The sequence below is a fragment of the Streptomyces djakartensis genome (assembly GCF_014651075.1).
Classification (GTDB): Bacteria; Actinomycetota; Actinomycetes; order Streptomycetales; family Streptomycetaceae; genus Streptomyces; species Streptomyces djakartensis.
The window spans coordinates 172333-186678 of the sequence record NZ_BMWE01000005.1; the positions used below are offsets into that span (position 1 = coordinate 172333).

Here is a 14346-nt window from a genome sequence, read left to right on the forward strand (position 1 = left end):
TCCGGCGCGAGAGGGAAATCCCATGAGCGAGCCGTTTTCCGTCCCGGTGACCGTACGCGGTTACGAGACCGACGTGCAGGGTCACCTCAACCAGAGCGTGTACCTGAACTACGCGGAGCACGCCCGCTGGTCGTTACTGCGGGCCGCGGGGATCACCCAGTCCGGGCTCATCGGCAGCGGTGTGGGCCCGGTCGCCCTGGAGACGACCATCCGTTACAAGCGGGAGCTGCTCGCGGGTGACGAGGTGGAGGTGACCTGCGCCTTCGACTTCGGCGAGGGCAAGGTCTTCCGCATCGAGCAGATCGTCCGCAAGGCCGACGGCACGGTGGCGGCCGAGATCACGGCGGTCGGCGGGCTGATGGACCTGAAGGCCCGCAAGCTGGTCGCCGATCCCCGGGAGTACTTCAGGAAGCTGGCAGCCGACCCGGGCCTCTTCGGGCTGTAGCCACTGCCCCGGCTCGGGTTCCGGAGACGGTGCCGTGGGCCCCGCTCGGGTCACGGTCACCGGCCGGGAGCCGTCCCTCCCGGCCGGAGTCATCCGGGTCTTCAGCCCCGCGCGGCGATCTCCGCCAGCCGCCGGGCCGCATCCCGCGTGGAGCGGGCGATGGCGTCCTCGTCCGCGGTGAGCAGCCGCCCGTCCTCGACGATCTGACGGCCGTTCACGAAGGAGGCGGTGACTGGTGCCGCCGCTCCGAAGACCAGGGCGGTCACGGGGTCGGCGATGGAGGCGTGGGCGAGCGTGTCCATCCGCCACAGCACCAGGTCGGCGAGCTTGCCCGGCTCAAGGGAGCCGGTCTCCGCCGCCCGGCCGAGGACCTGAGCACCGCCGTACGTGCCGAGCCGCAGCGCCTGCCGGGCGTTCAGCGCCCGCTCCTTGTGCGGGCCGAGGCGGTTGATGAGCAGGGCGTTGCGCAGCTCGGTGTGGAGTTCACCGGACTCGTTGGAGGCGGTGCCGTCGACGCCGAGGCCGACCGGGACGCCGGCCGCGAGCATGTCGGGGACGCGGGCGATACCGGCGGCGAGGCGGGCGTTGGAGGACGGGCAGTGGGCCACGCCGGTCCGGGTCCGGGCGAAGGCGGCGATGTCGGAGTCGTTCATGTGGACGCAGTGCGCCATCCACACGTCCTCGCCGAGCCAGCCGGTGGACTCGAAGTAGTCGGTCGGGCCCATGCCGAACAGTTCGTGGCAGAACTTCTCCTCCTCCACGGTCTCCGACCCGTGGGTGTGCAGCCGCACGCCGAGGCGGCGGGCCAGTTCGGCGCCCTGCCGCATCAGTTCGGTGGAGACGGAGAAGGGCGAGCAGGGGGCGACGGCCACCTGGGTCATCGCGCCGAAGGAGCTGTCGTGGTGCTCCGCGACGGTCCGCTCCGTCGCGGCGAGGGCGGCGTCGAGGGTCTCGACGGCGAAGTCGGGCGGCAGGCCGCCGTCCTTCTCGCCGCGGTCCATGGAGCCGCGGGCGAGAGTGAAGCGGACGCCCAGGTCGCGTGCGGCGCGGATGATGGCTCCGGCGAGGTCGCCGGAGCCCTCCGGGAAGACGTAGTGGTGGTCCATGGCGGTGGTGACGCCGCCGCGGGCCATCATCGCGAGCGAGCCCCGGGCCGCGGCGTGGACCATCGGCTCGTCGATGCGCGCCCAGGTCGGGTACAGCGCGACCAGCCAGTCGAAGAGGTTGTGGTCGGTGGCCAGGCCCCGGGTGATCCACTGGTAGAAGTGGTGGTGGGTGTTGACCAGGCCGGGAGTGACCAGGTGGCCGGTGGCGTCGATGCGGCGTACGACGTTCTCCAGGCCCTCGGGGGCCCCGCCCGCGCCGAGCGATTCGATGCGGTCGCCGGCGAGGACGACGTACCCGCTCGCGTACTCGGTGTCGTGCGCGTCGACCGTCGCGACCGAGCAGTTCTCGATGACGATGCGCTGGACTGCTGCCATGGTGGGTCCTTCAGAGGTTGGTGAGGTCCGCCGGGATCTTCGCCTCGCAGCCGTCCCGCAGGACGGTGGCCTCGATCAGTCCGTAGGGGCGATCGGCGGCGAGGTACACGGCACCGTCGGCGGTGTCGTTCTTCAGGCCGAACGGCTCCAGATCGACCAGGAAGTGGTGCTTGTTCGGGAGGGAGAAGCGCACCTCGTCGATCTCGCCGCGCTGATCGATGACGCGCGCGCCCATGGCGTAGAGGGTCTGCTGGAGCGACAGGGAGTACGTCTCCGCGAAGGCGCGCAGCAGATGTCCCTTCACCTGGGCGTACGACTCCTCCCAGTCGGGCGCTTCCTGTGCGTCGTCGGTCCAGTTGAAGCGCCAGCGGCCGGAGACGTCGGTGGCCAGGACGCGGTCGCGGGCCTCGGGGAGGGTCGTGTACTTGTCCTTGACGTATCCCCGGAACTCGGAGCCGGTCGAGTTCATGACGGTGAGATCCTTGAGGCCGGAGACGACCTCCCACGAGGAGCCGTCGTAGGTGATCTGGGCGAGCCGGGTCTCCTGCCCCTTGCGCACGAAGGAGTGCGCGCCGCCGCCGGAGTGCTCGATGCGCTCCCAGGCGTACTCCTCGACGCGGATACGGGCCGTTCTGATCGGCTCCTGCGAGGTCACGAAGTGGCGGGCCAGGTGGATGCCGAACTGCTCGGCGGACTCGATGCCGTACTCCTTGGCGAACGCGTACACCGTGTTCTTGGTGGTGTCGGTCGGCAGGACGTTGGCGTTGGAGCCGGAGTAGTGGACCTCGTCCATGTCGCCGGAGAGCGACACGGAGACATTCAGGTCCTTGATGTGGTGGGTGGCGCCGTCCCGCGTGATCCTGACGACTCGGTTCTCGGCCTTGCCGTACTGGTTCGGTCCCAGGATGGGCATGGAGCTAGCTCCCTCGGTATACGGAGTAGCCGAACGGACTGAGCAGCAGCGGTACGTGGTAGTGCTCGCCCGGCACGACGGCGAACGTGATCGCCACCTCCGGGAAGAACGCACCGGCACCGCTGTCCCGATTCGCGGGGGCGTCCTGCTGCGCATCGGCTTGCTGGTGGGCGAAGTACGGCTCGACCGCGAAGTCCAGCCGTACATGGGTGGTTCCCTCCGGCAGCGCCGGGAGGTCCCTGCACCGGCCGTCCCCGTCGGTCGCGGAGCCGCCGAGCGCCTGCCAGTCCGCCTCACGTCCCGAGCGGGCCGAGAGGTGGACGGCGACGGCCTCGGCGGGGCGGCCGGCGCTGGTGTCCAGGATGTGCGTCGACACGGAGGCGGTGGCGGTGCTCATGGCGAGGTGTCCTCTTCAGTCTTCTTCGACGAGACGGGCGAGCCGGATACGGTTGATCTTTCCCAGTTCGGCGCGGACGATCTCCCGCTCCCGCTCGGGTGTGTTGCCGATCCGGTCCCGGACCGCGTCGCGCATCTGCTCGCCGGTCCGGCCGGTGGCGCAGATCAGGAAGACATGGCCGAACTTCTCCTGGTAGGCGAGGTTCAGTTCCAGCATCTCCGCCTTGAGCGCGTCGGAGGCGCCGGCCATGCCGCGCTGTTCCCGCGCCGAGGCGGGGTCGCCGGGCTTCGGGCGGCCGATGGGCGGGTGGCCGGCCATCGCCTCGGCGAGGTCCTCGGGCGTCAGCTCCGCCATGGCGGCGTCGCTCGCGGCGTACAGGTCCTCGGCGGTGGCGCAGGGACGGGCGGCGAGCAGCCGCTCGACCCACGCCGTGCAGGCGCACGCCTCGTGGAGCACGGTGAAGGCCTCGTGCTCCACGAGGGCGTTGAACCGGGCCAGGCCCGGCGTGGAAGGGGGAGTCACGGGAGCCTCCGTGGCCGGATACGGCCTTCGTACTGAACGGGCGTGCCGACAGCTAACGCCCTCCCGCGACAGTACGTCAACAGTTTGTTGAAAATTGGCGGGGAGCCGGGTCCCGTCAGCTCCCCTTCTCGCGGTTGAGGTAGTTGTAGACGGTGAAGCGGCTGACACCGAGGGCGCTCGCCACGGTCTCCACGCCGTGCCGTACGGAGAAGGCGCCGCGGGCCTCGAGTGTCCGCACGACCTCCTGCTTGGCCTTGCGGTCCAGGTCGGCGAGCGGCATGCCCCTGCGGCGCTCCATGGCGGCCAGGATGTGATCGAGCGAGTCGGCGAGCTGGGGCAGGCGTACCGCGACGGCGTCGCGGCCCTCCCAGGTCAGGACGACGTCGTCCGGGCCGGCCTCGTCCGGCGGGATCATCTCGCCGCCCATGGCATCGACCAGGGGCTTCACGGCGGCGATGAACGGCTCATCGCCCGCTCCGCTCATCCCTCACCCTCCTCGATCACGTTGACCTGGAGCGAGATGCGCGTGGCGCCCGCCTCCAGGGCCTTGCGGAGCAGGGTGTCGACGGCGGTGAGCACCGTGTCGGCACGGCCCTCCGCGGTGTTGCCGAACGGGCCGACGTCCACGGCGTCCAGCTCGGCGGCCTCCACGACCTCGCGGGCCACCAGCGCGTGCGCGGGCGCCTCGTCGAGATCGAAGGGCTCCGTGGTGAACTCCACCCTCAGTCGCATCCTGCCCCCAAACACCATCGTGACCTGCGCCCGGATCACCCACCGTGGGGCGCATCGAAGCGGCCCTGCGGACGCGCCGCGCCCGTCACGAGTGACCCTAGCCGAGGACCTGCCCGGACACCCTCCACGGACAGCGGGCGACGACCTCCGTCCTCTGGAAAAGCTGGCGCAGGGCCGGCGCCTTCGGGGTGCGGATCAGTGCCGGCCGCAGCAGCCTGAAGGCATGGCACATCCAACCGAGCATCCGCATGTCGTGGTCCACGCCCCCGCCCTGGACGGATCCCGCCGGGTCACCCTGGGCGACGAACCGCTGGGCGTCGCCACACACACCGACGACGTCGCCGAGATCCTGCGGCTGGCCGACCTGTACGTGACCGATGTCGCGGAGAGCGACATCGTCGAGTGGCAGGGCGGCGGCCCGGACGACTGGCCGGGGCTGTCGGAGCACCACGAAGCGTAAGCGCGTCTACGGCACCGGTCGTACACGCCGTACGGAAGCCTCAAATCAAGCTCTGAAAGACGGCCCCGGGGGCTTCAACCACCCCCGGGGCCGGGCACATTCCCGGCACACGGGGCCCGCCGGCACGGGGGCGGCGGGCCCCGGCACGGGGGTGAAGCCATGAGCGACGGTACGGCGGCCCGGCTGGAGCCGCACGAGATCGCACTGCTGGGGGAAGGTCCGCGGGCCGCCGTCACCGTCGCCGTGGTGGAGCTGCATCTGCGGGGCCTGGTGGAGCCCGGCCAGCCGGGGACGGTCCGGGCATCGGTCGCGGACGCCGTGAGCGCGGAGCGGCCCCTGTCCCCGCTGGCCCGGGCGGTGTACGCCGCTCTGCGCGAGCCCGCCGGTCCGAAGACGCTGGTGAAGGACCCGGACGTCCGGGTCGCGGTGGCCCGCATGCGCATCCCCCTCGCGGAGGCGGGCCTGCTGCGCTACCCGCGGCTCGGCGCGACCCGCGGCGCCCGCCGTCAGGTGCGGGACCTGCGGCAACGCCATCCGCTGCCCGCGAGCAGACGCGGTCTGACGGACCACGAGCGGCTGCTCGCCGTCGCGCTGCACGGCGAGGCGGCCCTGCGGCGGATGGTGCCGCGCTTCGCCCTCCGGGCCGGGCTGGTCCGGCGGGCCGAAGTGGGCGGCAAGCGCCTCCTCAAGCACTCGCCGCGCAGTGCGAACGGCGGTGGCGGCCACCTCTACTGGGCCTGGGGCTGGGACGGGAGCGGCGGGGACGAGAGTGGGGGCGGCGGGAGTGGGGGCGGAGGCGGCGGAGAGTGACCCGGGCCCCCGGCCCCGGCGAGACGGGGCGGATGAAGGCCGCGAGGCGGCAAGCGCCGGACAGGCGGGGGCTCACCGGAGGACGATGGACGAGCTGACCCGACGTGACGCCGTCCTGGAGTGGCCATGGCCGAGAGCGTGCCGCTGCGCTGTCCGTCCTGCCGACGCGAGCACCGCTACACCGTTCCGGCGTATCCGTGCGCCTGCGGTGCGCCCGTCGCCCCGCCGCTGGATCCGCGTGGGGTGGTGACGCCCGTCGCCCACCGGGTGTGGCAGGACGAGTGGGTGATGGTGCGGTGCGAGTCCTGCGGCCGGCACGGGGAATGGCCACGGCCGGAGACAGGGTGTCCGTGCGGGGTGGTGCTGCGGGTGGCGGTGGTGGAGGGACCCGCGGCGGCGGCGACCGGGCAGGCCACCGAGGGAGACGGCGCCACCACGTCGCAAGCGGACACCGACGCCGGCACCGGCCCCGCCACGCCGCCCTTCCACTCCGTCACGATCCGCACGGCCCTCGACGCCGTCACGGCCACCGCCTTGTATCTGCGCCGGCTCGGCTACCGGGGTGTGCGCCGGGCGGATCAGCGTCCGCCGTCCGGCATCGGGCTCACCGCCCGCGGCGTCGTCGCCCAGGTCGACCCGACCGTGCGGCCGACGACCCTGCGGGACGTGGAGTGCCTGTGGCTGACGGCCATGACCGAGTCGGCGGACTGCCTCTGCTTCTCCCTCGCCGGGTACGCCGACGACGCCCGGGCCCGCGCCGACGACCTGGGCATCGCCCTGTTCGTGCTCGACCTCACCGGCACGCCGCGGCCGGTGAACGCCCCGGCCGGCGCGCTGGCCGTCGGCGGTACGGGAAACGCGGTGCCCTGAGGATGGGCGAGGCCCATACTCACGGCATGCGTATCCGCACCGCCGCCCGCGCCGAGCTCCCCGCCCTCCAGGATGTCGAGCGTGCCGCAGGCGCGCCGTTCCGGGACCTCGGCATGCGCGAGATCGCCGACGACGAGCCGCCGGGCCTCGATGTCCTGGAGCGTTACCGCGCGGCGGGCCGCTGCTGGGTCGCGGCGGACGAGCGGGACAAGCCGGTCGCGTACCTCGTCGCCGAACCGGTGGACGGGGCCCTGCACATCGAGCAGGTCTCGGTGCACCCGCGCGCCGCGCGCCGTGGTGTGGGCCGGGCCCTCCTCGCGTACGCCGCCGACCGCGCCCGTGAGGAGGGTCTGGCCGCCCTGACCCTGACCACCTTCACCGAAGTCCCGTGGAACGCCCCCTACTACGCCCGACTCGGCTTCCGCCCCCTGCCCGAGCCGGACCTCACTCCCGGCCTGCGCGCCATCCGCGCGGCGGAAGCCGAGCACGGCCTGGACCGATGGCCACGGGCCTGTATGCGCGCACCGCTGTGACCGACGTCGTCGATCCATGTGCGCACACACCGACGAGGCCCGCCGGCCGGCGAGTCGGGATCTGAGAGATCTCGCTCACCGGCCCACGGGCCTCGCCCTGTGGCCGGGCTGCTAGGCAGCGTTGACCACGTGTGTGTCCGTCGCGGTGTCCCCGGCGAAGTCCGCGTCGCCGCCGTAAGTCGCCGTGATGGTGAACGGGCTGCCGGTCGTCGTGGTGTACGTGTGCGTGGCCGTGGCCACGCCACCCGACAAGGTGCCGGTGACCGTCGGCGAGCCGTCACCGAAGTCGAAGACCGCCGTCCCCGACGGCGTACCCGAACCCGGAGCGTCCGCGACCACCGTCGCCGTCACCGTCACCGACTCGCCCACCACCGACGGATCCGGAGAGGACGACACCGTCGCCGTCGTCGCGGCCTGGTTCACCGTCTGCGTGTCCGTCGCGGTGTCCCCGGCGAAGTCCGCGTCCCCGCCGTAAGTCGCCGTGATGGTGAACGGGCTGCCGGTCGTCGTGGTGTACGTGTGCGTGGCCGTGGCCACGCCACCCGACAAGGTGCCGGTGACCGTCGGCGAGCCGTCGCCGAAGTCGAAGACCGCCGTCCCCGACGGCGTACCCGAACCCGGAGCGTCCGCGACCACCGTCGCCGTCACCGTCACCGACTCGCCCACCACCGACGGATCCGGAGAGGACGACACCGTCGCCGTCGTCGCGGCCTGGTTCACCGTCTGCGTGTCCGTCGCGGTGTCCCCGGCGAAGTTCGCGTCCCCGCCGTAGGTCGCGGTGATGGTGTACGGGCTGCCCGCCGTGGCCGTGTAGATGTGCGTGGCCGTGGCCACGCCGCCTGCCACTGTCGCGGTGACCGTCGGCGAGCCGTCGCCGAAGTCGAAGACCACCGTCCCTGTCGGCGTCCCCGAACCCGGAGCGTCCGCGACCACCGTCGCCGTCACCGTCACCGGCTCACCCACCACCGACGGGTCCGGAGACGACGACACCGTCGCCGTCGTCGCGGCCTGGTTCACCGTCTGCGTGTCGGTACCGGTGGAGGCGCCGAACTCGCTGTCCCCGCCGTACGAGACCGTGATGGTGTAGGGACTCCCCGCCGTGTCGGTGTAGGCGTGCGTGGCCGTGGCCACGCCACCCGACAGGGTGCCGGTGACCGTCGGCGAGCCGTCACCGAAGTCGAAGACCACCGTCCCCGACGGCGTACCCGAACCCGGAGCCACCGGAGCCACCGTCGCCGTCACCGTCACCGGCTCACCCACCACCGACGGATCCGGCGAGGACGACACCGTCGCCGTCGTCGCGGCCTGGTTCACCGTCTGCGTGTCCGTGCCCGCGGAGCCGGCGAAGTCCGCGTCCCCGCCGTAGGTCGCGGTGATGGTGAACGGGCTGCCCGCCGTGGTGGCGTAGGCGTGCGTGGCCGTGGCCACGCCGCCTGCCACTGTCACGGTGACCGTCGGCGAGCCGTCGCCGAAGTCGAAGACCACCGTCCCCGTCGGCGTACCCGAACCCGGAGCCACCGGAGCCACCGTCGCCGTCACCGTCACCGGCTCACCCACCACCGACGGATCCGGCGAGGAGCTCACCGAGGTCGTCGTCGCGGCCTGGTTCACCGTCTGCGTGTCGGTACCGGTGGAGGTGTTGAAGTTGCCGGTTCCGGTGTAGACGGCGGTGATCGTGTACGGGCTGCCCGCCGTGGTGGCGTAGGCGTGCGTGGCCGTCGCCACGCCACCCGACAGGGTGCCGTTGACCGTCGGGGAACCGTCGCCGAAGTCGAAGACCACCGTCCCCGTCGGCGTGCCCGCACCCGGAGCCACCGGAGCCACCGTCGCCGTCACCGTCACCGGCTCGCCCACCACCGACGGGTCGGGCGTGGAGCTCACCGTGGTGGTGGTGTCAGCCGCGCCGACCGTGTGGGAGTCGGTGTCCGAGGAGCCCGCGAAGCTGGTGTCTCCTCCGTAGGTGGCGATGATGGTGAACGGACTGCCGGTCGTCGTGGCGTAGCTGTGGGTCGCGGTGGCCGTGCCGCCCACGACGACTCCCGGGACCGGCGTGGAGCCGTCACCGAAGTCGAAGGTGACGGTTCCCGTCGGCGTACCCGCCCCCGGAGCGGTCGCCGTCACCGTCGCCGTGGCCGTGACCTGCTCACCGACCAGCGACGGGTCGGGCGCGGACGTCACCACGGTCGTCGTGGCCGACTGGTTGACGGTGTGGGTGTCGGTGCCGACCGACGGGTTGAAGTTGCTGTTGCCGGTGTAGATGGCGGTGATGGTGTGCGGGCCGACCGTCATGGCGTCGGTGGTGACGGTGGCGGTGCCCCCCACGGCGGGGGCGCTGAGGACCGGTCCGCCGCTGATGACGAAGAACACCGTCCCTCCGGGCGTACCGGCTCCTGGCGCGGTGGGTGTCACCGTGGCGGTGATCGTCACCTGTTCGCCGAAGACCGAGGGGTCGGGCGTCGACGTGACCGTGGTGGTCGTGGCCGCGGAGTTCACCGTCTGCGTGTCGGTACCGGTGGAGGCGCTGAAGTCACCGTCCCCGGCGTAGGCGGCGGTCACGGTGTAGGGGCTGCCCACGGTGCTGGTGTAGGTGTGGGTGGCCGTCGCCGTCCCGCCGGCCAGGGTCACGGTCTGGGCGGGTGACCCGTCCCCGAAGGTGACCACCACGTTTCCGGTCGGCGTTCCGGTACCGGGTGCCTGTGCGGCCACCGCCACGGTGACGGTGACCGGTTGGCCGACGACCGAAGGGTCGGGGCTGGTCGTGACCGTGGTGGTGGTCGCGGCCGCTTGGACGGTCTGGGTGTCGGTGCCGGTGGAGGAGGAGAAGTTGGTGTCGCCACTGTAGGCAGCGGTGACGGCGAACGGACTGCCGGTCGTCGTGGCATAGGCGTGGGTGGCCGTCGCCGTTCCGCCTGTGGCCGACACGGTCTGAGTGGGGCTGCCGTCACCGAAGTCGAAGGTGACCGTCCCCGTCGGCGTACCCGCCCCCGGCGCCACCGGGGCCACCGTCGCCGTGAACGTCACCGACTCGCCCACCACCGACGGATCCGGCGAGGACACCACCGTGGTGGTCGTCGACGCCGCGTTCACCGTGTGGGTGTCGGTACCGGTGGAGGCGGAGAAGTCACCGTCACCTGCATAGGCCACCGACACCGTGTACGGGCTGCCGGTGGTGGAGGTGTAGGTGTGGGTGGCCGTCGCCGTACCGCCCACCAGGGCTGCGCTCTGGGTCGGCGAACCGTCACCGAAGTCGAAGGTGACCGTCCCCGTCGGCGTGCCCGCGCCCGGCGCCACCGGGGCCACCGTCGCCGTGAACGTCACCGACTCGCCCACCACCGACGGATCCGGAGACGACACCACCGTGGTGGTCGTCGACGCCGCGTTCACCGTCTGCGTGTCCGTGCCGGTCGACGAGCCGAAGCCGGCGTCGCCACTGTAAGCGGCGGTGACGGCGAACGGACTGCCGGTCGTCGTGGAGTAGGCGTGGGTGGCCGTCGCCGTGCCACCCGCGACCGGCACCGTGACCGTCGGCGAGCCGTCGCCGAAGTCGAAGGTGACCGTCCCCGTCGGCGTGCCCGCACCCGGCGCCACCGGAGCCACCGTCGCCGTGAACGTCACCGACTCCCCCACCACCGACGGATCCGGAGACGACACCACGGCGGTGGTCGTCGACGCCGCGTTCACCGTCTGTGTGTCCGTGCCGGTCGACGAGCCGAAGTTCGCGTCGCCACTGTAGGCGGCGGTGACGGCGAACGGACTCCCGGTCGTCGTGGAGTAGGTGTGAGTCACCGTCGCCACGCCGCCCACCAGGGCTGCGCTCTGGGTCGGCGAACCGTCACCGAAGTCGAAGGTGACCGTGCCCGTCGGCGTACCGGCACCAGGCGCCACCGGAGCCACCGTCGCCGTGAACGTCACCGACTCCCCCACCACCGACGGATCCGGAGACGACACCACCACCGTGGTCGTCGACGCCGCGTTCACCGTCTGCGTGTCCGTACCGGTCGACGAGCCGAAGTTCGCGTCGCCACTGTAGGCGGCGGTGACGGCGAACGGACTCCCGGTCGTCGTGGAGTAGGCGTGAGTCACCGTCGCCACGCCGCCCACCAGGGCTGCGCTCTGGGTCGGCGAACCGTCACCGAAGTCGAAGGTGACCGTGCCCGTCGGCGTACCGGCACCAGGCGCCACCGGAGCCACCGTCGCCGTGAACGTCACCGACTCCCCCACCACCGACGGATCCGGAGACGACACCACCGTGGTGGTCGTCGACGCCGCGTTCACCGTCTGCGTGTCCGTGCCGGTCGAACCGGAGAAGTCACCGTCACCGGCATAGGCCACCGACACCGTGTACGGGCTGCCGGCGGTCGAGGTGTAGGCGTGGGTGGCCGTCGCCGTACCGCCCACCAGGGCTGCGCTCTGGGTCGGCGAACCGTCACCGAAGTCGAAGGTGACCGTCCCCGTCGGCGTGCCCGCACCAGGCGCCACCGGAGCCACCGTCGCCGTGAACGTCACCGACTCGCCCACCACCGACGGATCCGGAGACGACACCACCGTGGTGGTCGTCGACGCCGCGTTCACCGTCTGCGTGTCCGTGCCGGTGGACGAACCGAAGTTGCCGTCTCCGCCGTAGGAGGCGGTGACGGTGAACGGGCTGCCGGTCGTAGTGGAGTAGGCGTGAGTCACCGTCGCCGTGCCACCCGCGACCGGCGCCGTGACTGCCGGGCTGCCGTCGCCGAAGGTGAAGGTGACCGTGCCCGTCGGGGTACCGGCCCCCGGTGCCACCGGGGCCACCGTCGCCGTGAACGTCACCGGCTGACCCACCACCGACGGATCCGGCGAGGACACCACGGCAGTGGTCGTCGACGCCGCGAGCACCGTCTGCGTGTCCGTGCCGGTCGAACCGGAGAAGTCACCGTCACCGCTGTAGGAGGCGGTGACGGTGAACGGACTGCCGGTGGTCGTGGAGTAGGCGTGGGTGGCCGTCGCCGTGCCACCCGCGACCGGCACGGTGACCGTCGGGCTGCCGTCGCCGAAGTCGAAGGTGACCGTGCCCGTCGGCGTGCCCGCACCAGGCGCCACCGGAGCCACCGTCGCCGTGAACGTCACCGACTCCCCCACCACCGACGGATCCGGCGAGGACACCACCACCGTGGTCGTCGACGCCGCGTTCACCGTCTGCGTGTCCGTGCCGGTCGACGAGCCGAAGTTGCTGTCGCCGCCGTAGGAGGCGGTGATGGTGAAGGGGCTGCCGGTCGTCGTGGTGTAGGTGTGGGTCACCGTCGCGACGCCGGCCACCAGGGGTACCGTCGTGGACGGGCTGCCGTCACCGAAGTTGATGGTGACGTTCCCCGTGGGCGTGCCGGCCCCGGGTGCCGCGGGCGCGACCGTCGTGGTGATGGTCACCGGCTGGCCGACCGTCGAGGGATCCGGCGTGGAGGTGACCGTTGTGGTCGTCGCCGACTGGTTGACGGTGTGTGTGTCGGTGTCCGAGGAGCCGGCGAAGTCGCTGTTCCCGGCGTAGGTGGCGGTGACGGTGAACGGGCTGCCGGCCGTCGTGGTGTAGGTGTGGGTCACCGTCGCCGTACCGCCCACCAGGGTTCCGGTCGCCGTCGGCGAGCCGTCACCGAAGTCGAAGGTGACCGTCCCGGCGGGCGTGCCCGCGCCCGGCGCGACCGCGGCCACCGTCGCCGTGAACGTCACCGGCTGACCCACCACCGACGGATCCGGCGAGGACACCACCGTGGTGGTCGTCGACGCCGCGTTCACCGTCTGGGTGTCCGTGCCGGTCGACGGTGTGAAGTTCCCGGTGCCGCCGTACGTGGCCGTCACCGTGAACGGGCTGCCCGTGGTGGTGGTGTAGGCGTGCGTGGTGGTGGCCGTGCCTCCGGACAACGGCACCGTCACCGGCGGCGACCCGTCGCCGAAGGTGAAGGTCACCGTGCCCGTCGGGATTCCCGCACCCGGAGCCACGGGCGCCACCGTCGCGATGAAGACCACCGGCTGTCCCACCACCGACGGATCCGGCGAGGACACCACCGTGGTGGTGGTCGCCGCCGGCAGCACGGTCTGGGTGTCGACGCCGGTGGAGGGGTTGAAGTTGGCGTTTCCGCTGTAGGTCGCGGTGACGGTGTAGGGGCTGCCGCTGGTGCTGGTGTAGGTGTGGTTGACCGTCGCGGAACCTCCCACCAGGGGAACCGTCACCGCGGGCGACCCGTCCCCGAAGGTGAAGGTCACCGTTCCGGTCGGCGTGCCCGACCCCGGGGGCACCGGTGCCACGGTGGCGGTGATGCTCACCTGCTGACCCACCACCGAGGGGTCCGGCGACGAGGTCACCGTCGTCGTGGTGGCCGCCTTGCCCTGCACCGTGTGCGTGTCCGTCCCCGTCGACGGCAGGTACTTGGCGTCTCCGGAGTAGATCGCGGTGATCGAGTGCGGGCCGACGCTCAGCGTGTTGGTGGTGACCGTCGCCGTTCCCCCCACCAGCGGCGCCGTCAGGGTCGGCCCTCCGCTGATGACGAAGGTGACGGTGCCCGTCGGTGTGCCGGTTCCCGGCGCGACGGGCGCCACCGTCGCCGTGATCGTCACCGTCTGACCGAAGGTCGACGGATCAGGTGTCGAGGTCACCGTCGTGGTGGTGGATGCCTTGAGGACCACCTCGACCGTGGTGCCCGTCGACGAGGTGAAGTTGGCGTCGCCGCTGTAGGTGGCGGTCACCGGGAGGCTTCCGACGGGCAGGTTGGTGACCGTCGCTGTCGCGGTACCGCCCACCACGGGCGCCGTCACGGTCGGTCCGCCGCTGACGGTGAAGGTGACCGTCCCGGTCGGAGTCCCCGGCCCGAGTGGGATGACGGTCGCGGTCAGCGTGACCGGCTGGCCTACGACCGCGGGGTTCGGTGAGGCACTGACTAAGGTTACGGTTCCAGGCATGGTTCGGCCCTCCACGAGGAATCCGGATGGTCGGGGCCGCTTCTCGTCCCCCAACCGCCGGGGGGGCCACGGACGGTGAGGGATGCCGTGCACCACTGACCGCCGTACCTCGCCGGGGAGACGCGCGGCCCCGGGGAGTAGCACCAGTACGCTCCCGACCGGTTCCGCCACGCCAGAACCGCGACACCCAAATCCCCCGGACAGCGGAGCGCACAAGCCGCTCGAGCGACGCGGGGAACGCCTACGACACCGGCGCGCACCG

The 14346-nt window shown here is 71.9% G+C and carries 12 protein-coding genes; 5 read left to right on the forward strand and 7 right to left on the reverse strand.

Annotation, left to right across the window (positions count from 1 at the left end):
- Positions 1 to 22 precede the first annotated feature (22 nt).
- Positions 23 to 445 (forward strand): acyl-CoA thioesterase, encoded by a 423-nt coding sequence (locus tag IE212_RS10600; RefSeq protein WP_190197502.1) that lies wholly within the window; start codon positions 23 to 25, stop codon positions 443 to 445.
- A gap of 101 nt (positions 446 to 546) precedes the next feature.
- Here IE212_RS10600 and IE212_RS10605 read toward each other — a convergent pair whose 3' ends face one another.
- The 6 genes from IE212_RS10605 to IE212_RS10630 form a co-directional block, all read right to left on the reverse strand.
- A complete protein-coding gene (locus IE212_RS10605) occupies positions 547 to 1926 on the reverse strand; it encodes an 8-oxoguanine deaminase (protein WP_190197503.1) in 1380 nt (459 codons plus the stop codon).
- Between the two features lie 10 nt (positions 1927 to 1936).
- Positions 1937 to 2839 (reverse strand): factor-independent urate hydroxylase, encoded by a 903-nt coding sequence (gene pucL / locus IE212_RS10610; RefSeq protein WP_190197504.1) that lies wholly within the window; start codon positions 2837 to 2839, stop codon positions 1937 to 1939.
- 4 nt (positions 2840 to 2843) lie between these two features.
- Entirely contained in the window at positions 2844 to 3236 is a 393-nt protein-coding gene (gene uraH, locus IE212_RS10615) for a hydroxyisourate hydrolase (RefSeq protein ID WP_190197505.1), read from the reverse strand.
- 15 nt (positions 3237 to 3251) lie between these two features.
- Positions 3252 to 3758, reverse strand: coding sequence for a 2-oxo-4-hydroxy-4-carboxy-5-ureidoimidazoline decarboxylase (gene uraD, locus IE212_RS10620; RefSeq protein ID WP_190197506.1), 507 nt, complete (start codon positions 3756 to 3758; stop codon positions 3252 to 3254).
- A gap of 115 nt (positions 3759 to 3873) precedes the next feature.
- A complete protein-coding gene (locus IE212_RS10625; protein WP_190197507.1) occupies positions 3874 to 4242 on the reverse strand; it encodes a helix-turn-helix domain-containing protein in 369 nt (122 codons plus the stop codon).
- Positions 4239 to 4490 carry a YkoF family thiamine-binding protein gene (locus tag IE212_RS10630; protein ID WP_190197508.1) on the reverse strand — a complete coding sequence of 84 codons (252 nt, stop codon included), beginning with the start codon at positions 4488 to 4490 and terminating at the stop codon, positions 4239 to 4241. Before IE212_RS10630 ends, IE212_RS10625 begins: the two co-directional genes overlap by 4 nt.
- Positions 4491 to 4713: 223 nt before the next feature.
- Between IE212_RS10630 and IE212_RS10635 the strand changes: the two genes are divergently transcribed.
- The 4 genes from IE212_RS10635 to IE212_RS10650 all read left to right on the forward strand — a co-directional run bounded on the left by IE212_RS10635 (position 4714) and on the right by IE212_RS10650 (position 7163).
- Positions 4714 to 4950: a hypothetical protein gene (locus IE212_RS10635; protein ID WP_190197509.1), complete on the forward strand. Its 237-nt coding sequence runs from the start codon at positions 4714 to 4716 to the stop codon at positions 4948 to 4950.
- A 159-nt stretch (positions 4951 to 5109) separates the two neighbouring features.
- On the forward strand, positions 5110 to 5760 hold the full coding sequence (locus IE212_RS10640) for a TIGR04222 domain-containing membrane protein (RefSeq protein WP_190197510.1): 651 nt from the start codon (positions 5110 to 5112) through the stop codon (positions 5758 to 5760).
- Between the two features lie 126 nt (positions 5761 to 5886).
- Positions 5887 to 6630, forward strand: a complete 744-nt coding sequence (locus IE212_RS10645; protein WP_190197511.1) for a hypothetical protein — start codon at positions 5887 to 5889, stop codon at positions 6628 to 6630.
- A 26-nt stretch (positions 6631 to 6656) separates the two neighbouring features.
- Complete coding sequence (locus tag IE212_RS10650) at positions 6657 to 7163, forward strand: GNAT family N-acetyltransferase (protein ID WP_190197512.1); 507 nt, start codon at positions 6657 to 6659, stop codon at positions 7161 to 7163.
- Positions 7164 to 7274: 111 nt separating this feature from the next.
- On the opposite strand, the gene IE212_RS34870 is transcribed toward IE212_RS10650, so the two are convergent.
- Positions 7275 to 14084, reverse strand: coding sequence for a beta strand repeat-containing protein (locus IE212_RS34870; protein ID WP_268250638.1), 6810 nt, complete (start codon positions 14082 to 14084; stop codon positions 7275 to 7277).
- Positions 14085 to 14346 lie beyond the last annotated feature (262 nt).

What these genes read in the sequence shown, in the direction of transcription:
- IE212_RS10600 (WP_190197502.1), top strand. Translation starts at nt 23, where the DNA reads ATGAGCGAGCCGTTTTCCGTCCCGGTGACCGTACGCGGTTACGAGACC.
- IE212_RS10605 (WP_190197503.1), bottom strand. Translation starts at nt 1,926, where the DNA reads ATGGCAGCAGTCCAGCGCATCGTCATCGAGAACTGCTCGGTCGCGACG.
- pucL (WP_190197504.1), bottom strand. Translation starts at nt 2,839, where the DNA reads ATGCCCATCCTGGGACCGAACCAGTACGGCAAGGCCGAGAACCGAGTC.
- uraH (WP_190197505.1), bottom strand. Translation starts at nt 3,236, where the DNA reads ATGAGCACCGCCACCGCCTCCGTGTCGACGCACATCCTGGACACCAGC.
- IE212_RS10625 (WP_190197507.1), bottom strand. Translation starts at nt 4,242, where the DNA reads ATGAGCGGAGCGGGCGATGAGCCGTTCATCGCCGCCGTGAAGCCCCTG.
- IE212_RS10630 (WP_190197508.1), bottom strand. Translation starts at nt 4,490, where the DNA reads ATGCGACTGAGGGTGGAGTTCACCACGGAGCCCTTCGATCTCGACGAG.
- IE212_RS10635 (WP_190197509.1), top strand. Translation starts at nt 4,714, where the DNA reads ATGGCACATCCAACCGAGCATCCGCATGTCGTGGTCCACGCCCCCGCC.
- IE212_RS10640 (WP_190197510.1), top strand. Translation starts at nt 5,110, where the DNA reads ATGAGCGACGGTACGGCGGCCCGGCTGGAGCCGCACGAGATCGCACTG.
- IE212_RS10645 (WP_190197511.1), top strand. Translation starts at nt 5,887, where the DNA reads ATGGCCGAGAGCGTGCCGCTGCGCTGTCCGTCCTGCCGACGCGAGCAC.
- IE212_RS10650 (WP_190197512.1), top strand. Translation starts at nt 6,657, where the DNA reads ATGCGTATCCGCACCGCCGCCCGCGCCGAGCTCCCCGCCCTCCAGGAT.
- IE212_RS34870 (WP_268250638.1), bottom strand. Translation starts at nt 14,084, where the DNA reads ATGCCTGGAACCGTAACCTTAGTCAGTGCCTCACCGAACCCCGCGGTC.